Genomic DNA, 19,150 nt, shown 5'->3' with positions numbered 1-19,150 from the left:
CGCTTCACGTCAGGACGCTCCCCGGCACTGCCCTTCGGCAGTGAGAACCACAGGCCCAGCATCGCGATCACGCCCAGCCCTGCGGTGGCGAGGAATGACATCCGCCAGCCAATGGTTTCACCGAGCCAGGTTGCTGCCGGCACACCACCGATATTGGCGATAGTCAGCCCCATAAACATGGTGGCGACGGCGCTGGCCTGCTTATGTTTCGGTACGACGCTTGCCGCCACCACTGAACCCAGCCCAAAGAATGCGCCGTGGTTAAGACTGGTAATAATGCGGGACAGCATCAGCGTGGTGTAATCCGGCGCGATAGCCGACAATACATTGCCGAGCGTAAAAATCGCCATCAGAAAAATTAGTGCGCTACGACGGGCGCGGTGCGACAGCAGCAGCGTCATTAACGGTGCGCCGATCATCACGCCGACGGCATAAGCGCTGATCAGCATACCTGCGACAGGAATGGAGACGTCCACCCCTTCGGCGATGACAGGCAGCAGACCCATCGGTGAGAATTCGGTTGTCCCGATGCCAAATGCCCCAATGGCAAGGGCAATTAACGGATAATTTACTTTCATTTAGCAGCTCCGGTTGGCCGCGACGTTAGCGCGGTACCCTGTAAGATGCAGAAAGTATGACATCAATCACAAAAAACTGAAGTAACAAAAAAGACAAAAGATTATTGCGGAAATGATAACAATGCGGGGAGGACGCGAGGGAGAATGCTCTCCCCCGACAAACTTAGTTCAGGACGGCGATCAGGCCAGTGACAACGATCAGACCCAGGGTAACAACTGTAGTGGTTAACGAAAGCTTTAACTCGGCACTCATCAATTTCTCTCCTTGTTATTCCCACACCGATAGTGAGCTTGATCATTTTACACAGAATTACGCGAAAATCTTCACGCTTTTGTCGCGTTATTGAATTTTCTCTTCCCCTTTTCGCCCGGATAGGACAAAATCCCACGCTAAATTAAAAGCGTACCGGCCACTGACCCCCTCCTGACGTCCTGTGTCGTTTACCCGGCGTACTGCAATCAACTTCGGTTGCCACAGGGTGTTTTAAGGCAAACGTTTACGTGCCTGTTATTCAGGAGTACATAATATGGTCTGGAGTGAGATCTATGGCAACGATTAAAGATGTAGCGAAGCGCGCAAACGTTTCCACTACAACCGTATCACACGTAATTAACAAAACCCGTTTCGTCGCTGAAGAGACGCGCAATGCCGTGTGGGCAGCGATCAAAGAGCTGCACTACTCACCAAGTGCTGTGGCGCGCAGCCTGAAGGTGAACCATACCAAATCCATTGGACTGCTGGCGACCAGTAGCGAAGCCGCCTATTTTGCGGAAATTATCGAAGCTGTTGAGAAAAACTGCTTCCAGAAAGGCTATACCCTGATTCTGGGTAACGCCTGGAACAGCCTCGAGAAGCAACAAGCGTATCTGTCGATGATGGCCCAAAAACGCGTCGACGGTCTGCTGGTGATGTGCTCAGAATACCCGGATTCTCTGATTTCCATGCTGGAGGAGTACCGGCATATTCCGATGGTGGTCATGGACTGGGGCGAAGCGCGGGCCGACTTTACCGATGCGGTAATTGATAATGCCTTTGAAGGCGGTTACATGGCGGGACGTTACCTGCTTGATCGCGGTCATCGCGAGATTGGCGTGATCCCGGGGCCGCTTGAGCGCAATACTGGCGCGGGTCGTCTGGCGGGCTTTATGAAAGCGATGCAGGAAGCGCAGGTCAACGTTCCGGAAAACTGGGTTGTGCAGGGCGATTTTGAACCGGAATCCGGTTATCGCGCCATGCAACAGATCCTCTCCCAGTCCCCTCGCCCGACAGCGATTTTCTGTGGCGGCGACATCATGGCGATGGGCGCGATTTGCGCTGCCGATGAGATGGGGCTGCGTGTGCCGCAGGACATTTCCATTATTGGTTATGATAACGTGCGTAACGCCCGGTTCTTCTCCCCGGCGCTGACAACCATTCACCAGCCGAAAGATTCGCTGGGTGAAACGGCATTTAATATGCTGCTCGATCGCATCGTCAACAAGCGTGAAGAATCTCAGTCAATTGAAGTGCATCCGCGCCTTATCGAACGCCGCTCCGTCGCTGACGGTCCGTTCCGCGATTACCGTCGTTAATCTCTTCCGGGTGCCGGTGATTCCGGCACCCGCAGCCACTCCCGGTTCAGCGTTTCGCTGTCACCCAGATACTCCAGCAACCACGCCAGCGCCGGTGATACATCCTGCTGTTGCCATGTCAGGCAGCAGGCCGCATCCGGAAATGGATTTTCCAGTTCCAGCGCCACCCAGTCGCCGCGATCTATCCACGGACGGGCGAAATGCGCCGGAACCATGCCGACGCACAGTCCCGCAGAGAGACAGGTCGCTGACGATTCCCAGTCTGGCACTACCACGCGTTTCTGGTTATCCAGCAGCCAGGTAGTGCGTTTGGGCAGCGATCGTGAAGTATCTTCGCGCACCAGTGACGGCCAGTTGCGCAACGTGTCGTCGCTGAGCGGCCCCGGCATTTTCGCCAGCGGATGTGTTGCCGCCACCACACATTGCCAGTTCAGCATCCCCATATCGCGAAAGGCGTAACGTCCGCCGACCGGGATCGCCCGCGTGGCACCAATAGCCAGTTCAACGCGACCATCGGCGAGCGCATCCCAGACGCCGTTGAATACTTCCTCGAAAACGATCAACTCAACGTCCGGAAAATGGCGATAAAAATCAACGATCAGCCTCCTGGTCCGTTCCGGCCTGACAATAATATCGACAGCAATCGACAGTTGCCCACGCCAGCCATTGGCGATTTGCTGGCATTGCTGGCGGGTGATCTGCATTTTTTTGATAACAGATCGCCCTTCCTTAAGAAACCAGACGCCTGCAGGCGTTAATTCGACGTCACGGTGACGGCGCTCAAACAGCGGCACTGCCAGCCATTCTTCCAGCTGGCGCACCGTATAGCTTACCGCCGAAGGCACCCGGTGCAGTTCCTGCGCTGCCGCACTGAAGCTGCCGTTTCTTGCCACCGCATCAACCACTTCGAGAGAATATTCCGACCACATTTTCTGCCTGCAAAAATTTTGAATTCATCTGACAAATATTAACGTTTCACAAGCGCCTTTGCACTCCCTACACTTTGCGCCTGTCGTACACCTGCACTCAAAAAGAGAAAGAGATATGCAACCTGGAAAATTATTTCTTGCCTGGCTGGCCGGATTGAGCGTGCTCGGCTTTCTGGCAACTGACATGTATCTGCCTGCTTTCGCGGCCATTCAGAGTGACTTACAAACCCCGGCGTCCACTGTCAGCGCCAGCCTGAGTCTGTTTCTGGCAGGCTTCGCCGTGGCGCAACTATTATGGGGACCGCTTTCCGATCGCTACGGCCGCAAGGGCGTGCTGCTCAGCGGTCTGACGATTTTTGCCCTGGGTTGCCTTGGCATGTTGTGGGTGCGCGACGGCATGTTGCTGCTGGTCCTGCGTTTTGTGCAGGCGGTCGGTGTCTGTGCCGCGACCGTCACCTGGCAGGCGATGGTGACGGACTACTATCCGACGCATCGCACCAACCGTATTTTTGCCACCATTATGCCGCTGGTAGCACTCTCTCCGGCGCTGGCACCGCTGCTGGGTAGCTGGATCCTGGTGCATCTGGAATGGCAGGCGATTTTTGCCGCGTTGTTTGCCATCACGCTGGTGCTCATGATCCCGGCGCTGCGCCTGAAACCGGCGCCAAAACCTCAGCAACAACGTGGTAAACCGCTGACCTTTTTCACCCTGCTGCGTTCGCGCGCATACTGCGGTAATGTGCTGGTGTACGCTGCCTGCTCCGCCTGTTTCTTTGCCTGGTTAACCGGTTCGCCGTTCCTGTTGCATGAGATGGGTTATGGCCCTGGTGCTATCGGCCTGAGCTATGTGCCGCAAACTATCGCTTTTCTGGTTGGCGGCTATGGCTGTCGCGCCGCGCTGCAAAAGTGGGAAGGAAAACAACTGCTGCCGTGGGCGATGATCGTTTTCGCCCTCAGCACGATTGCCACCTGGGTGGTGGGCCTGTTTACCAGCGCGACGCTGACGGCCCTGCTGGTGCCGTTCTGCATCATGGCGACGGCTAACGGGATGATTTACCCAATCGTCGTGGCGCAAGCGCTGCGTCCGTTCCCACAGGCCACCGGTCGCGCTGCCGCTATGCAGAACACGCTGCAACTGGGACTGTGTTTCCTCGCAAGCCTGGTGGTGTCGACGTTCATCGCCTCCCCGTTGCTGGCGACGACCAGCGTCATGCTTTCGACTGTCGTACTTGCGGCTATCGGTTATTTTCTGCAACTTCAGAGCCGCCACGGCGCACATCATGCCGCGGACGAATATATAACTGAACAGTAATTAGTCTGCTAACATTTTTATATTGAATCGCCTGATTGAGCGGCCTATACTGAGTCAGGCATCACATAATTACGATTAATATTATGCATTAACGGGCGCAGGACGTTGCCCGTTTCACCACGGAAGGCCTTTCGGCAAGGGTTATCTCCCTTCCTCTTTTTCTACGTCGGATAGCAGGCTCACGGAATGTTCCGTGAGATTTCTCACAAACCAAAAAAAGCGACTACGCTGTTTTAAGGTTCTGGTCACATGCGCGTGATGGAGAAGCTATGAGTTCATCGTGTATAGAAGAAGTTAGCGTGCCCAATGATGAGTGGTATCGCATAGCCAGTGAGCTGTTGAGTCGTGCAGGCATCGAAATTAACGGGTCTGCCCCTTCTGATGTGCAGGTCAAAAATCCGCTCTTCTTTAAGCGCGTTTTACAGGAAGGTTCGCTCGGATTAGGTGAGAGTTATATGGATGGCTGGTGGGATTGTGAGCGTCTGGATGTTTTCTTCCAGAAAGTGCTGCGCGCCGGGCTGGAAAACCAACTCCCCCGCCATTTCAAAGATACGCTGCGTATCGCTACCGCCCGCCTGTTCAATCTGCAAAGTAAGAAAAGAGCCTGGATTGTCGGCAAAGAACATTACGATCTCGGTAACGATCTGTTCAGCCGCATGCTTGACCCACTGATGCAATACTCCTGCGCGTACTGGAAAAAAGCCACCACACTGGAAGAAGCCCAGCAGGACAAGCTGGAATTAATCTGCCAAAAACTGCAGTTGAAACCGGGCATGCGTGTGCTGGATATCGGCTGCGGCTGGGGTGGTCTGGCGTACTACATGGCAAAAAATTACGGCGTCAGCGTTGTGGGCGTGACAATTTCTGCCGAGCAGCAAAAAATGGCGCAACAACGCTGCGAAGGGCTGAATGTCGATATCCGCCTTCAGGACTACCGGGACCTGAACGATCAATTTGACCGCATTGTGTCTGTTGGCATGTTCGAACATGTCGGACCGAAAAACTACAACACCTATTTCGAGGTGGCCGACCGTAACCTGAAATCTGACGGCATTTTCCTGCTGCACACCATCGGTTCAAAGAAAACAGACCATAATGTTGATCCGTGGATCAACAAATACATCTTCCCGAACGGCTGCCTGCCGTCCGTCCGCCAGATTGCCGACGCCAGCGAGCGCCATTTCATTATGGAAGACTGGCATAATTTTGGCGCCGACTATGACACCACGTTAATGGCCTGGCACGAGCGTTTCCTGGCAAGCTGGCCGGAAATTGCCGATAACTACTCTGAGCGCTTCAAACGGATGTTCAGTTATTATCTGAATGCTTGCGCCGGTGCGTTCCGCGCCCGTGACATTCACCTCTGGCAGGTGGTGTTCTCACGCGGGATCGATCACGGTCTGCGCGTCGCCCGTTAAAAGAAAAATCCCCGGCATGCCGGGGATTTTTCTTATTCGTCTGCCGCTATCTGTAGCGCCGCCTCTTTTGCCGCAAGGACACGTTCGACGGTATCCACTACCGCCTGCGTCTGCGGGTCGATTTCAATATTAACCCTCGCGCCCAGTTTTTTCTTGCCAAGCGTGGTGCGCTGCAGCGTTTCAGGAATTAAGTGCACACAAAAACGGGTGGCAGTCACTTCCCCTACCGTCAGGCTGATACCGTCTACGCCAATAAACCCTTTGTAGAGGATATATTTCATCAGTGCCGGATCCTGCGGTTTAAACCAAATCTGACGGTTATTTTCCGAGGTGAGAATTTTAGTGATGTCAGCGGTAGTCATAATATGCCCGGACATCAGATGGCCGCCAATTTCGTCGCTGAATTTCGCCGCGCGCTCGACGTTAACCACATCGCCCTCTTTCACATCCCCCAGGTTGGTGATGCGCAACGTCTCTTTCATTAAATCGAAACTGATACGATTGCCGTCGATTTCGGTGACGGTCAGGCAGCAGCCGTTGTGCGCGACTGACGCCCCGGTTTCGAGACCCTCAAGCATATGCTCAGGCATTTCAACAACGTGGGTGCGAAAATTCGGTTTTTCATCAACAGACACAACTTTCGCCGTGCCCTGCACAATACCAGTAAACATGCAATAAGCTCCTGTATTACATCGTGGCGCTTCGGTTTCCGCGCGATATACTTCGCACAATAACAGGTGAAAAAACAGGTTGCCACTCCTGACGCACTCCCTGCTATATTTTGACTGGCTTAATAGCAATTCCCCGCTACAATAGACTGACTATTTCCCCCGTATTTCTTCTTGCTGCCAGTAAGGCGGCTTTTTTAGTTCCTCCAATAACAACAATATACAGGTGTTCACGTGCAGAAGTATGTTAGTGAAGCGCGTCAGTTATTAGCACTGGCAATACCGGTGATCCTTGCGCAGATCGCCCAGACCGCAATGGGGTTTGTTGATACTGTGATGGCCGGTGGCTACAGCGCAACCGACATGGCCGCCGTCGCCATCGGTACCTCCATCTGGTTACCGGCCATTCTGTTCGGCCACGGGCTGCTGCTGGCATTGACGCCGGTCATCGCGCAGCTCAATGGTTCCGGCCGCCGCGATCGCATCGCCCATCAGGTCCGACAAGGTTTCTGGCTGGCAGGTGGCGTATCCATCCTGATTATGATCGTGCTATGGAACGCCGGGTATATCATCCGTTCGATGCATAACATCGATCCGGCGCTGGCTGACAAAGCCGTCGGCTATCTGCGTGCCCTGCTGTGGGGCGCGCCAGGCTACCTGTGTTTCCAGGTGGCACGTAACCAGTGTGAAGGGCTGGCCAAAACCAAACCTGGCATGGTGATGGGTTTTATCGGTTTGCTGGTTAACATTCCGGTCAATTACATCTTTATTTACGGCCATTTTGGTATGCCGGAACTGGGTGGCGTGGGTTGCGGCGTCGCGACGGCGGCAGTCTACTGGGTGATGTTTTTCTGTATGCTGACCTTTGTCAGAAACGCCCGTTCCCTGCGCGATATCCGTCTTGTGGAAGGTAGTGCGAAACCGGACAGCGAAGTACTGAAACGCCTGATTCAACTGGGGCTGCCGATTGCACTGGCGCTGTTCTTCGAAGTGACGTTGTTTGCGGTGGTGGCTTTGCTGGTATCGCCGCTGGGGATTGTTGACGTCGCCGGGCACCAGATCGCGCTCAACTTCAGCTCACTGATGTTTGTGTTGCCGATGTCGCTCGCCGCGGCGGTGACCATTCGCGTCGGTTTCCGTCTCGGACAGGGCTCAACACTCGATGCGCAAGTGTCGGCCTGGACGGGCCTGGTCGTTGGGGTTTGTATGGCAGTGCTGACGGCAATTTTCACCGTCTCCCTGCGTACGCACATCGCCCTGCTTTATAACGATAATCCGGAGGTTGTCCTGCTCGCCTCTCAACTGATGATGCTGGCGGCGCTGTACCAGATTTCCGATTCTATCCAGGTTATCGGCAGCGGCATCCTGCGTGGTTATAAAGACACCCGTTCCATTTTCTTTATCACTTTTACCGCTTACTGGGTGCTTGGGCTCCCGAGTGGCTATATTCTCGGCCTGACTGACCTTGTCGTGCCGCGCATGGGACCCGCAGGATTCTGGTGGGGCTTTATCATTGGCCTGACCTCAGCGGCCGTAATGATGATGCTGCGGATGCGTTTCCTGCAGCGCCAGCCATCAAGTGTGATCCTGCACCGCGCCGCGCGGTAATGGCGAAGCAACCGTCAGCAGGCGGTTGCTTTCTCTCCATTTTGCACAGTTGTTCCGCAATCGCGTGATAACAGAACGAAATGTGCGACTTTCCACTTGCAACCGCCCATCCCTGCCGCTAATATTCGTCCCCGTTGTGCGTTCATAGCTCAGTTGGTTAGAGCACCACCTTGACATGGTGGGGGTCGTTGGTTCGAGTCCAATTGAACGCACCATTCTGCGTCCGTAGCTCAGTTGGTTAGAGCACCACCTTGACATGGTGGGGGTCGGTGGTTCGAGTCCACTCGGACGCACCATATTCTCTAATAAGATATGGTGCCCCTCTTCGCCTTCACGCCCGTTCCTGTTTCAGACAATCAATATATTTTTGCCCTGACCGCATCACTGCGTCGTGAGCCTGTTTTGTCATATTCTGCCCTTCGAACGCGCCATACAGCCGTTCAAAATTGACGTCAGCCAGCCGGTGCATGATGTTTTCAATTGTCGTGGTCGGCAGCGGCAACATATTCGGGTAACTCCACATAAACGAAACCGCATCCTTCCCGGGGGTGACCTGTAAAATATCTCCGGCAAGAAGTACGCCGTCACCTTCCGTCCAGTGCAGTACCGTTCCCCCGGCAAAATGCCCGCCCAGGCGTAACAGCCGGACCGACGGCAGTAACTCCATGCTGTCGCCTTCCCACAAGCGGATCGCCGTGCTGTCGCGCATAATCCATTCCCTGTCGCTGGTGTGCAGCCAGACGGGCGCGCTGAAGGTCTCCGCCCAGTCCTGCATGGTGGTGTAATAATGAGGATGCGAAATTGCAATGGCGCGAAGCCCACCCAGGGCGTTGATCAGCAACTCCGTTGCTGCATCAAGACTGGCAATGCAGTCCCACAATACATTGCCATGCGGCGTTCGCAGCAAAAACGCTCGCTGGTTGATAGCAAATGCAGGTACCGTTTTGATGCTTAACAGGTTTTCTTCATGCTGTTGCCATTTGTTGCTGTGCGTGGCAGTGAGTACCTCCGGGGTTATCCACGCCTGCCCGCTGGCGGGCACGAACTGCCGCTCGTCTTCACAGACTTTACAATGCGCGATGATCTCGTCGCTGTCGTCATACGAGGTGCCACAGGTTTTACACAAAATAGTCATGGTGACTCCTTCCGAAAGCAAGGGATAACAGTAACGCTAGCACAGACGGGTAATACCTCCAGCCGTTGTTTTGCCCTATACTGATGCAACGCAATTCTGAACTGAAATGGGTGAATGATGGAAATTGATCTCGATAAACTGGTATTTAGCGGGCTGGAAGAAGCTGAAGAGCGTAACGCTGAACGACTGGAAGACGCCGACAAAAAGGCTCAGGAGATTATCGCCGACGACGATTGCGGCGATGCCTGCAAAATCTGATGAAACAACAAACCGGCTGCAATGCCGGTTTGTTGCTTTAAGCATATATTACGGCGTGACGATGTTAAACCAGAACTCGAACTTATCCATATAACCCAGCATTTCGTTCAGTTTCGCGCTATTGCCTGTGATTTTCACCTCGCCCTTCTCTTCCGCCTGTTTCAGCGTCTCTTCCTGCAGGATAATCTTATTCAGCGTCGCGCGATTGAGCGTGATCGTCGCATCAGCATTTTTCGATTCCGCATTCGCCGTGTGATTCAGCACACCGTTTTCCAGTTCCAGCAGATACTTCCCGCCATCGTTGCCTAAATCGACGTTAAAGACCGCTTTCGCCTCAGCCGCTTTTTCGCCGTTGATATGCACGGCGAGATAGTCGAAGAACATTTCTGGCGACATCGCCCGCACAGTATCGCCGCTGGCCGTGTTTGGCGTCGGGAGTTTCTGCACGCCATCACGCAGTTCCTGCGCACCGGTCAGGTAGAAGTTACGCCATGGCCCGGATTCCGCCTGATAACCCAGTTGTTCCAGTGCATCGGCTTCCAGATCCCTTGCCGCTTTGTTGTCCGGGTTGGCAAAAACCACTTTGCTCATTACCTGCGCCACCCAGCGGTAGTTCCCTTGCGCGAAGTCCTCTTTGGCCTTCGTCATGATGGCATCCGCGCCACCCATGTAATCGACATATTTCTTCGCGGCTTCCACTGGCGGCAGCTCGTCGAGCGTGGCCGGGTTACCATCAAACCAGCCGAGATAAAGTACGTAAGTCGCTTTCACGTCGTGGCTCACAGAGCCGTAATAGCCGCGGTTAGCCCAGGTGTTCGCCAGCGTCGGCGGCAGTTTAAAGTCAGCGGCGATTTCATCACGCGTCTGCCCCTGATTAGCCAACCGCAGTGTCTGATCGTTGATATAACGATAGAGGTCGCGCTGACTCTTCATCAGCTTAACCACATTGTCGTTGCCCCAGGTGGGCCAGTGGTGCTGCGCCATAATAATCTCAGCTTTATCGCCCCAGCGCTGTACGGCTTCGTTAATGTATTTCGACCACGCCAGCGGATCGCGGATCTTCGCGCCCCGTAACGAGTAGGTATTATGCAGTGTATGCGTCACGTCCTCGGACGCTTCGATCATCTTCTTCTCTTCAACGTACCAGAGCATTTCTGACGGCGCTTCAGAGCCTGGCGCCATTAAGAAATCATACGTCAGACCATCGATGGTCTCTTTCTGCCCGGTTCTGGTGATGTAGTGGGTCGGCGCAATCAGGGTGACGGTGCCTGCAGAGGTGGTGGTTCCCAGCCCCGCGCCCACCTGCCCTTTAACGTCCGGTTTCAGCAGGTTGCCGTACATATAGCTGGCACGGCGACTCATTACGTTTCCCGCCATAATATTCTCGGACACCGCCTCTTTCATAAAGCCGGCAGGCGCATAGATCTTCACTTTTCCGGCTTTCACGTCGGCTTCATCCACTACGCCGCGTACGCCGCCATAGTGATCCACATGACTATGAGTATAAATCACCGCCACAACCGATTTTTTACCCCGATGTTTGAAATAAAGATCCATCCCGACTTTGGCGGTTTCCGCCGACACCAGCGGGTCAACCACGGTTACCCCTTCTTTCCCCTCAATAATCGTCATATTAGACAGATCGAGGTTGCGGATCTGGTAAACACCGTCGGTAATTTCAAACAGACCGCTGATGTTAATCAGTTGCGCCTGACGCCAGAGGCTGGGGTTAACCGAGTCCGGCGCTTTTTCGCCCTCTTTAATGAAAGCATATCTTTGCGGATCCCAGACCCGTTTGCCCTGCGCATCGTGAATCACGTCCGGCGGCAGTGCGGTAATAAAACCCTTATGGGCGTTAGTGAAATCGGTATTGTCATTGAAAGGCAGTTGATTGAGTAAAGCGTCATTTGCCGTTTTGGTGGCAGAGGTCGCGTCTTTCGGTTCCGTTTGCGCGAGTGAAGGGAAAGAGATACTGGTGAATAACCCAGCAAAAAGAAGAGCGCTGATTATCTTATTTAATTTCATTTTTGCCTCATCAGGTTAGCATGATTACGCATGATAACTATCAGGCACGATTGAATATACTGCCAGTTTGCGAAAAGGATATATTCTTCAGTAAGGTGCCTCAAAGAGACACCTCAGAAATAGGTTACAGTTTAACGTTATCAATCGCCTGCTGTGCGCAAGCTTCATCCAGATTACCGCCCGGCGCGCCGCCGATACCGATCGCACCAATGACCTCATCACCCGCTTTCAGCGGCAGACCACCCGCCAGCAGCAGAAAGCCTGGAACGTCCCGCATGTTCTGCGCACCGGCATTGTTTTGCGCCGCGTCCATCACTTTGCCGGAGGCGTTTTTGGTGCTGAGTGCGGTGAAGGCTTTCATTTCGCTGGCTTTAACTGTATGCGGACCGGCATTATCGGTACGCTGCACCGCTTTTACTATTCCGGCGCGATCGACGACAGTCACGCTGACCTGGTAGTTTTTCGCCATACAGGCCTGCACGGCAGCGCTGGCAAGCTGATTTGCCTGCTCAAGAGAGATATTTTTCTGTGTCAGCGTCGCCGCCTGCACCATGCCAGTACCTGCCAGCAGCGCCGTTAATACCAGTAATTTTTTCATCGCACGTCCTCGTTTCGTTGTTGACCCCCTGATGCTAACCGGCGGCGCGAGAAAACGTTATTCGGTGCATTACGCACCTGACCTGGTATTTATACGTACTGCAGTTTGTCGTGTTCGCGAATGGCCTGCACCAGACTTGTGACGCCAAGTTTGCTGAACACCGCCGCCCGATGCGCTTCTACCGTTCGTGGCGACAGCTTCAGCCGCTGCGCCACCTCTTTGTTGCTGAGCCCGGACATCAGTTCATTCAGCACCTCTGTTTCCCGTGTTGACAGGGTGCTGAATAAGGTTTTGACGCGGATAAACTCCTGCCACCCCGCCGCGCGCTTGTCACTCTCTGCAAAGGCGGCCTGTATGGTTTCGATCAACTGGTCAGCATCCAGCGGCTTAGTGAAAAATTCAAACACGCCGTGATGAAATGCCCGCCGACAGGCATCGATAGTACCGTGGCCTGTCATCATGACGACAGGCAACAACGGCCACGGCCAGTTGCCCTCCTCGAGCCAGCGTAAACCGCCTTTTCCTGGCATCCGCATATCCAGAATCAGGCAACCGGTGAGCGCAGTCACGCTGTCATACTGGCGGGTAAATGTCTCAATACCGGAAAAAGCTTCCACCGGCCAGTTGAGGGTCGAAAACAGAAACGTTAGCGACGCCCGGATGGATTCATCATCATCAATCAGGTAAATGCGATTATCCATGACTGGTCGTTCCCCCCTTTGCCAGCGTCAGGCAGATCTCCGCCCCACCGGACGGTGCGTTGTGTAGTGTTATGCTGCCATTCATGCGCAACATCAGTGATTCCGTTAGCGTCATGCCAAGACCTGTCCCGCCCGCTTTGCCGCTGTAAAACGGCATCAGCGCCCGCTCCAGCGCCTCCGGTGTAAACCCCGGGCCACCGTCAGCGATCACCACCTCAACGGTGTCCCCGACGGCATGACTATAAATATGTACCCAACGATTCTGCTGCTCCTGTTGCGCCTGAATGGCGTTGCTGAGCAGATTATGCAGCACCTGTTCCAGCCACAGTTTATCGGCCAGCACCATGCGGGCATCAGCGGCAAAACTGCTGGTGATGACGATGTGTTCTACCGTGCGCTCATGTTCAAGCAAATTCCCGACACGTTGCCAGCACTGGGCCAGATCGACCGCCGTCAGCGTCACCGGTTCCTGTACCACATGGGCGCGAAAGCGGGTCAACAGATCACTGATACGTTGTGTCTGTACCCGTGCGGCGCTTAATGCCTGCATCGCCGCATCGGGCTGCTGGTTGTTTAGCTGCCGCTCTGCCCCTTGGATCCACGTCTGTACAGCGGTCAGCGGCTGGTTGATCTCATGGACGATACCTGCGGTGATCTCGCCGAGGGTATTAAGGCGGGCATGCTGATAATAGTCGGCGCGCTGCACCGCGTTACGTTGTTGCCGCCGTTGCCACACAAACAGGCCACTCGCCGCGACCAGTAGCGCCCAGCCAGCCGCCATCACGACGAAAGGCAGGACTGGCACCTGCAGCCATGCAGGTCGCGCCTCAGCCTCGAGAGCAAACGGTTGGAAATGTTGCGGAAAGGTACGCTGCCAGCGCCAGTAGGTGTCGATTTTCACTGGTTTTTCGTCCGGTTCCAGCCGCAGATAAAGCCGGGTGAAGCACGACACGGGACTAAAATAAGGCTCCAGATCAATCATTACCCGAATCTGCCGGTACGGATTGTACAACCAGTAGCGGAACGCACTCACTGGTTCGACGCGTGGAGCGTCCAGCGCCCGATGCTGCGTGGTTTCAAGCAGGCGGATCTGCGGAAACTTCTTCTGCAATTCGCTGAGGGATTCATCGCCATTTAACAGCGGGATCACTGACTCGTTCTGCGTCAAAGCAGCATTGATGCCGGAAAACAACGTGGAGAAATCCCTGTCAAGGCGCCAGTACTGGCGGCGGATCTGCTCTGCGTACAGTAGCGCACCACCAAGCAGACATCCCGCCAGCCAGACTATCAGGCATCGCCAGATAAACGGTCTGTTATTCATAATACTGTTAATAGCACATCACCCGGCTCATCGCCTGCCTTAATGACTTCACACCGAATTGTCAGCGGTAGGACACCACCAGCAATTGCAATTCCGGATGATGATTCACCGGCAGCGACTGCACTGTCGCGATATCCTTCGGTAAGTGCATCACATCGCCCTGACTGAGCGCCACCGCCCGGACATGATTAACACCAGCGCGGAGGCAGGAAAACGTCGCCTGCGCGGTGCCATCTCGCGCCACGCTGCATGCGCCTTCAACAATTTTTCCGCGGAAATGGATGACGCCTGACGGGCCGTTGCCCGCTGCAAAAGCGGTGCCGAAGAGAGAAATAGCGGCGACTGCCGCAACAAACATGCGTAATTTTGTCATTTTTTGACCCCACATCCTGTGAGAAACGTCTGCGGCTCTCGTCCACGACGGTAGCCGCCCCTGGCGCGTCTTTTCATCTAAGGCAATTCTTACGACGCAGTAAAACATTACGTAAAAAAGGAGAGAACAGAAAGGATGAGCCGCTATTTTTGTGCAGTGACAACGGCGTTGCTCAGCTTTTACTCCCCAACGGATGATATTTTCATCACCCGCAGGGAGAATCCGGCTACAGCACTTTGCTGAGGAAACTGGCGGTACGAGGGTTTGATGGTGAGGTAAAGATGTGCTCAGGCGTGCCCTGCTCCTGAATGATGCCGTTGTCGATGAAGATCACCCGGTCGGCCACTTCGCGGGCAAACCCCATTTCATGCGTCACGATCACCATCGTCATGCCGTCGTTGGCAAGGTTTTTCATGACGTCCAGGACGTCGCCAACCAGTTCGGGATCCAGCGCAGAAGTAGGTTCATCAAACAGCATAATGGATGGCTCCATCGCCAGCGCACGGGCAATCGCCACCCGCTGTTGCTGCCCGCCGGACAGGCTGGAGGGCCAGGCGTCACGTTTGTCGCTCAGGCCGACTTTTTGCAGCAGCGCTTCGGCGCGACCGACGGCGGCGTCACGCGTCATCCCCTGCAGCATCATCGGTGCCATCGTCAGGTTTTCCAGTACCGTCATATGCGGGAACAGGTTAAAACGCTGAAAGACCATGCCGACGCTTTCGCGCAGTTTGTTAAGATCGGTCTTACGGTCATGAACGGCAAAACCATTAACCATCACTTCGCCTTCGGTGACGGATTCCAGCGCGTTCATGCAGCGCAGAAAGGTACTTTTCCCGGAGCCTGACGGGCCGATAATACAGACCACTTCCTGCGGTTTGATCTCGCAGTCGATCCCGCGCAGAACGTGGGCATCGCCAAAGTGTTTATGCAGGTTCTTAATATTAATCACTTTTGCCAAACCTCATTTCCAGACGGTTAACCAGCTGCGCCAGCAGGAAGGTGATCACCCAGTAGACCAGTGAGATGGTCAGGTAGGGTTCCCAGTAGGTCGCGTACGCGCCTGAAACGGTACGCGCCGCATAGGCCAGATCGGCAAGACCGATGGCCGATGCGAGCGATGAATCCTTGACGATCGCAATCGCGTTATTGCCGAGCGGCGGTAAAATGCGGCGAAACGCCTGCGGCAGGATCACCTTACGCATGGTTTTCCACCATGGCATCCCCAGAGCACGGGAAGCTTCCATCTGGCCTTTATCGATTGACTGGATCCCGGCGCGAAAGATTTCAGAGACATATGCTCCCGCGTTGAGGGTGATTGCCACGATACATGACAGGAAAGCGCCATAGCCGGAACGCAGTTCGCGCGCCAGATCAGCGCTCATGATGCCGCTGGTGACCAGCAGGCCGTCACGCGGGTTAATAAATAGCGGCACCAGCGCAAAGTGCACCACCATGATCTGTACGAATAATGGCGTACCGCGAAAAGCGCTGACATAAAAGCGCACCGGGAATTGCACCAGATAGCGCAGGATATACTTCCACGGTCCGTGCTCGGCTTTCGCCATCCGTCCGAGACCGAGGGTCAGCCCCCACAGCGTCCCGAGGATCACGCAGATGATGGTACATTTGATGGTCATCCAGGCGCCTTCCATAAACAGCGGCGCATATTCCTGAATGATTTCCCAACGGAATCCCGTCATAAAATTTCCCTGTAAAAAGCGGCTGGCGCATTACCTGCGACAGCCGCACGAAGAAAAAAGCAAAAACTTACTCAGCCGGCAGCGTCGGTACGTTATCGTCAAACCAGGTTTTATAGATCTTAGCGTAAGTGCCATCGGCGATGATCTTTTTCAGACCGTCGTTGATTTTCGTCTGTAGTTCTGTGTTCCCTTTCGCCACGGCGATGCCAAAATACTGGCGCTCAAATTTGGCGTCCGGCACCAGTTTGAACTGTTTTTCCGGGTGCTGTTTGATGTAGTACTTGACCACCCCAACGTCGCCCACAGCCGCGCTGACGCCGTCTTCAAACAGCTCCTGCAGCATTAACGGAGTGTTGTCGAAACGCTTGATCGCCGTGCTGTTTTTACCCAGCACGTCAGAAACCACAATGTCACCGGTGCTGGAGTTCACCACGCCGACTTTCTCGGTTTTCAGGGAGTCAAGCGAGGTGACTTTGGAATCCGCAGGCACCACGATGGACTGTTCCGCCGGGAAATATGGCGCAGAGAAATCCACCATCTGTTTACGCTTGTCCGTAATCGTAATACCGGAAATAATGATGTCGCGATCGCCAGACCCTAAGGTTGCGAAAATACCTTCCCACGGGGTGTTGACCAGTTTAACGTCAAAATTTTCTGCTTTGGCGATGGCTTTAATGATATCAATATCAAAGCCTTCCAGCTGTTTCTGGCTGTTTTCAAACTCGAAAGGACGGTAGGTACCACCCGCCCCGACGACATAGGTTTCCTGTGCTGCATAAGCACTCCCGGCGAGAGTGACCATCAGGCAGCACGCTTTCATCCACTTACTTATCATACCCAACCCCTTTTTATGCATGTTGTTTGCATAAAAATACATTTATCCCGGCATCTATGCAATATTTATTGCTGGAAAGATCGCGCCTGTCACGGCTTTCAGCGCTGTTTTTTCTCGGATTTTGTTGCATAACTGACAGAAAGTGGGGTTTATTCATTTTTTCAGCAAAACTTTTTTTTGCGCCCTTTTGAAACGCCGTTTTCATTTTTCTTTTGCTTCGTAACATCGTATAATGCCCGCCGTTTCTTGATTGAAAGGTTTCAGCAACTTGGACAGCCTGCATCAACAAATAAATAAAAGCCTCCGGCATCGGGCTAAAACACAAGCACACTTTCCTCAGCACGCTTTTTTGATGTCACCTATCCTTACAGCGTGGCATTACAATTTTCGTAATACAGGTTTGTCTCCCTGGCAGTGCGCCCGGAGAGCGAGATTTCCCCATTCTTCTCAACTTAAAGACTAAGACTGTCATGAAAAAGACCAAAATTGTTTGCACCATCGGTCCGAAAACCGAATCCGAAGAGATGTTGACCAAAATGCTGGACGCCGGCATGAACGTTATGCGTCTGAACTTCTCTCACGGTGACTATGCTGAACACGGTCAGCGCATCCAGAATCTGCGCAACGTGATGAGCAAAACCGGTAAAAAAGCGGCGATTCTGCTGGACACCAAAGGTCCGGAAATCCGTACCATTAAACTGGAAGGCGGTAATGACGTTTCTCTGAAAGCCGGCCAGACCTTCACCTTCACGACTGACCGCTCTGTTGTCGGTAACAGCGAAATCGTGGCGGTGACCTATGAAGGTCTCACCAGCGATCTGAAAGTTGGCAATACCGTACTGGTCGACGATGGTCTGATCGGTATGGAAGTGACCGCCATCGATGGCAACAAAGTTGTCTGTAAAGTGCTGAACAACGGCGATCTGGGCGAGAACAAAGGCGTTAACCTGCCAGGCGTCTCCATTGCCCTGCCGGCACTGGCGGAGAAAGATAAGCAGGATCTGATTTTTGGCTGCGAGCAAGGCGTTGATTTTGTCGCCGCCTCCTTTATCCGTAAACGTTCTGACGTTGTCGAAATTCGTGAGCACCTGAAAGCGCATGGCGGCGAAAACATCCAGATCATCTCTAAAATTGAAAACCAGGAAGGCCTGAATAACTTCGACGAAATCCTCGAAGCGTCTGACGGTATCATGGTTGCGCGTGGTGACCTGGGTGTTGAAATCCCGGTTGAAGAAGTGATCTTCGCGCAGAAAATGATGATCGAAAAATGTATCCGTGCACGTAAAGTGGTCATCACCGCTACCCAGATGCTGGATTCCATGATCAAAAACCCGCGTCCGACCCGCGCTGAAGCTGGCGACGTGGCAAACGCCATCCTTGATGGTACCGATGCTGTGATGCTGTCGGGTGAATCTGCGAAAGGGAAATACCCGCTGGAAGCGGTCAGCATCATGGCGACCATCTGCGAGCGTACTGATCGCGTGATGACCAGCCGTCTCGACTTCAACCACGACAGCCGTAAACTGCGCATTACCGAAGCGGTTTGCCGCGGTGCCGTTGAAACTGCTGAAAAACTGGAAGCGCCGCTGATCGTGGTCGCCACTCAGGGCGGTAAATCTGCGCGCGCAGTACGTAAATACTTCCCGGATGCAACCATCCTCGCGCTGACCACCAACGAAGTGACTGCCCGCCAGCTGGTACTGAGCAAAGGCGTGACCGCGCAGCTGGTCAAAGAAATTTCTTCCACGGACGATTTCTATCGTCTGGGCAAAGAAGTGGCGCTGCAGAGTGGTCTGGCACAGAAAGGCGACGTGGTGGTTATGGTTTCTGGTGCACTGGTACCGAGCGGCACAACCAATACTGCCTCTGTTCACGTACTGTAATAATTCACAGACGAATTAATTCGTTTAAAAAGCGCTCCCCGGAGCGCTTTTTTTATTCCCTTCGATAGCCACATTCAATAAAAAATCAAATCGGATTTTACTATTTAAGATAAGATTATCTAAGACGAATCCGATGGAACGCGCCTGTTTTGACACGGTTTTTTTAGTGCTTATCGCAAAGTCGATGCTTCTTTGAGCGAACGATCAAAAATAAGTGCATTCCCATAAAAAAAATA

21 protein-coding genes and 2 tRNA genes are annotated in these 19,150 nt (G+C 53.7%); 9 read left to right on the top strand and 14 right to left on the bottom strand.

Features of this window, described 5'->3' with window-relative positions:
* Nucleotides 1–578, bottom strand: a 578-nt coding sequence (locus tag GTGU_RS02295; RefSeq protein ID WP_038153953.1) for an MFS transporter, incomplete at its 3' end; no start/stop codon positions are given.
* Between the two features lie 163 nt (nucleotides 579–741).
* Entirely contained in the window at nucleotides 742–831 is a 90-nt protein-coding gene (cydH, locus tag GTGU_RS25625; RefSeq protein WP_156964015.1) for a cytochrome bd-I oxidase subunit CydH, read from the bottom strand.
* 293 nt (nucleotides 832–1,124) lie between these two features.
* On the opposite strand from cydH, the gene purR reads away from it, so the two are divergent.
* Nucleotides 1,125–2,150: an HTH-type transcriptional repressor PurR gene (purR, locus tag GTGU_RS02290; RefSeq protein ID WP_038153952.1), complete on the top strand. Its 1,026-nt coding sequence runs from the start codon at nucleotides 1,125–1,127 to the stop codon at nucleotides 2,148–2,150.
* Here purR and punR read toward each other — a convergent pair.
* A complete protein-coding gene (gene punR, locus GTGU_RS02285) occupies nucleotides 2,147–3,079 on the bottom strand; it encodes a DNA-binding transcriptional activator PunR (RefSeq protein WP_038153951.1) in 933 nt (310 codons plus the stop codon). The genes purR and punR overlap by 4 nt on opposite strands.
* A gap of 115 nt (nucleotides 3,080–3,194) precedes the next feature.
* Here punR and punC point away from each other — a divergent pair, with 115 nt between their 5' ends.
* Together punC and cfa are read left to right on the top strand one after the other, a co-directional pair.
* Nucleotides 3,195–4,391, top strand: coding sequence for a purine nucleoside transporter PunC (punC, locus tag GTGU_RS02280; RefSeq protein ID WP_038153950.1), 1,197 nt, complete (start codon nucleotides 3,195–3,197; stop codon nucleotides 4,389–4,391).
* A 269-nt stretch (nucleotides 4,392–4,660) separates the two neighbouring features.
* Nucleotides 4,661–5,809 (top strand): cyclopropane fatty acyl phospholipid synthase, encoded by a 1,149-nt coding sequence (gene cfa / locus GTGU_RS02275; protein ID WP_038153949.1) that lies wholly within the window; start codon nucleotides 4,661–4,663, stop codon nucleotides 5,807–5,809.
* Between the two features lie 32 nt (nucleotides 5,810–5,841).
* On the opposite strand, the gene GTGU_RS02270 is transcribed toward cfa, so the two are convergent.
* Complete coding sequence (locus GTGU_RS02270; protein ID WP_038153946.1) at nucleotides 5,842–6,480, bottom strand: riboflavin synthase; 639 nt, start codon at nucleotides 6,478–6,480, stop codon at nucleotides 5,842–5,844.
* Between the two features lie 231 nt (nucleotides 6,481–6,711).
* Between GTGU_RS02270 and mdtK the strand changes: the two genes are divergently transcribed.
* The 3 genes from mdtK to GTGU_RS02255 all read left to right on the top strand — a co-directional run bounded on the left by mdtK (nucleotide 6,712) and on the right by GTGU_RS02255 (nucleotide 8,381).
* The gene (gene mdtK / locus GTGU_RS02265; RefSeq protein ID WP_038153944.1) at nucleotides 6,712–8,085 is read left to right on the top strand and encodes an MdtK family multidrug efflux MATE transporter; all 1,374 of its coding nucleotides are present in this window, start codon (nucleotides 6,712–6,714) and stop codon (nucleotides 8,083–8,085) included.
* A 138-nt stretch (nucleotides 8,086–8,223) separates the two neighbouring features.
* Nucleotides 8,224–8,300 (top strand) — tRNA-Val (locus tag GTGU_RS02260).
* A gap of 4 nt (nucleotides 8,301–8,304) precedes the next feature.
* Nucleotides 8,305–8,381 (top strand) — tRNA-Val (locus tag GTGU_RS02255).
* Nucleotides 8,382–8,416: 35 nt separating this feature from the next.
* On the opposite strand, the gene GTGU_RS02250 is transcribed toward GTGU_RS02255, so the two are convergent.
* The gene (locus GTGU_RS02250) at nucleotides 8,417–9,220 is read right to left on the bottom strand and encodes an MBL fold metallo-hydrolase (RefSeq protein ID WP_038153942.1); all 804 of its coding nucleotides are present in this window, start codon (nucleotides 9,218–9,220) and stop codon (nucleotides 8,417–8,419) included.
* A 117-nt stretch (nucleotides 9,221–9,337) separates the two neighbouring features.
* Between GTGU_RS02250 and GTGU_RS25620 the strand changes: the two genes are divergently transcribed.
* Nucleotides 9,338–9,478 carry a hypothetical protein gene (locus tag GTGU_RS25620; RefSeq protein ID WP_152958639.1) on the top strand — a complete coding sequence of 47 codons (141 nt, stop codon included), beginning with the start codon at nucleotides 9,338–9,340 and terminating at the stop codon, nucleotides 9,476–9,478.
* 48 nt (nucleotides 9,479–9,526) lie between these two features.
* On the opposite strand, the gene GTGU_RS02245 is transcribed toward GTGU_RS25620, so the two are convergent.
* The 9 genes from GTGU_RS02245 to GTGU_RS02205 all read right to left on the bottom strand — a co-directional run bounded on the left by GTGU_RS02245 (nucleotide 9,527) and on the right by GTGU_RS02205 (nucleotide 17,356).
* Nucleotides 9,527–11,503, bottom strand: a complete 1,977-nt coding sequence (locus tag GTGU_RS02245; RefSeq protein ID WP_038153941.1) for an alkyl/aryl-sulfatase — start codon at nucleotides 11,501–11,503, stop codon at nucleotides 9,527–9,529.
* A gap of 124 nt (nucleotides 11,504–11,627) precedes the next feature.
* A complete protein-coding gene (locus GTGU_RS02240; protein ID WP_038153939.1) occupies nucleotides 11,628–12,101 on the bottom strand; it encodes a GlcG/HbpS family heme-binding protein in 474 nt (157 codons plus the stop codon).
* Between the two features lie 89 nt (nucleotides 12,102–12,190).
* A complete protein-coding gene (locus GTGU_RS02235; RefSeq protein ID WP_038153938.1) occupies nucleotides 12,191–12,802 on the bottom strand; it encodes a response regulator transcription factor in 612 nt (203 codons plus the stop codon).
* Entirely contained in the window at nucleotides 12,795–14,123 is a 1,329-nt protein-coding gene (locus GTGU_RS02230) for a sensor histidine kinase (RefSeq protein ID WP_038153937.1), read from the bottom strand. The genes GTGU_RS02235 and GTGU_RS02230 overlap by 8 nt, the downstream gene beginning before the upstream one ends.
* A gap of 61 nt (nucleotides 14,124–14,184) precedes the next feature.
* Entirely contained in the window at nucleotides 14,185–14,496 is a 312-nt protein-coding gene (locus tag GTGU_RS02225; RefSeq protein ID WP_038153936.1) for a type 1 fimbrial protein, read from the bottom strand.
* Nucleotides 14,497–14,722: 226 nt separating this feature from the next.
* A complete protein-coding gene (locus GTGU_RS02220; RefSeq protein WP_038153956.1) occupies nucleotides 14,723–15,445 on the bottom strand; it encodes an amino acid ABC transporter ATP-binding protein in 723 nt (240 codons plus the stop codon).
* Complete coding sequence (locus GTGU_RS02215; protein WP_038153935.1) at nucleotides 15,438–16,196, bottom strand: amino acid ABC transporter permease; 759 nt, start codon at nucleotides 16,194–16,196, stop codon at nucleotides 15,438–15,440. Before GTGU_RS02215 ends, GTGU_RS02220 begins: the two co-directional genes overlap by 8 nt.
* A gap of 67 nt (nucleotides 16,197–16,263) precedes the next feature.
* Nucleotides 16,264–17,031: a basic amino acid ABC transporter substrate-binding protein gene (locus GTGU_RS02210; RefSeq protein ID WP_038153933.1), complete on the bottom strand. Its 768-nt coding sequence runs from the start codon at nucleotides 17,029–17,031 to the stop codon at nucleotides 16,264–16,266.
* Nucleotides 17,032–17,044: 13 nt separating this feature from the next.
* Nucleotides 17,045–17,356, bottom strand: a complete 312-nt coding sequence (locus GTGU_RS02205) for a hypothetical protein (RefSeq protein WP_156964013.1) — start codon at nucleotides 17,354–17,356, stop codon at nucleotides 17,045–17,047.
* Here GTGU_RS02205 and ynhH point away from each other — a divergent pair.
* On the top strand, nucleotides 17,282–17,494 hold the full coding sequence (gene ynhH / locus GTGU_RS26975) for a protein YnhH (protein ID WP_425427394.1): 213 nt from the start codon (nucleotides 17,282–17,284) through the stop codon (nucleotides 17,492–17,494). The genes GTGU_RS02205 and ynhH overlap by 75 nt on opposite strands.
* Before the next feature lie 7 nt (nucleotides 17,495–17,501).
* Entirely contained in the window at nucleotides 17,502–18,914 is a 1,413-nt protein-coding gene (pykF, locus tag GTGU_RS02200; RefSeq protein ID WP_038153929.1) for a pyruvate kinase PykF, read from the top strand.
* Nucleotides 18,915–19,150 lie beyond the last annotated feature (236 nt).

The organism is Trabulsiella guamensis ATCC 49490 (genome assembly GCF_000734965.1).
Lineage (GTDB): Bacteria > Pseudomonadota > Gammaproteobacteria > Enterobacterales > Enterobacteriaceae > Trabulsiella > Trabulsiella guamensis.
This window is presented reverse-complemented; position numbering and strand designations above follow the sequence as displayed.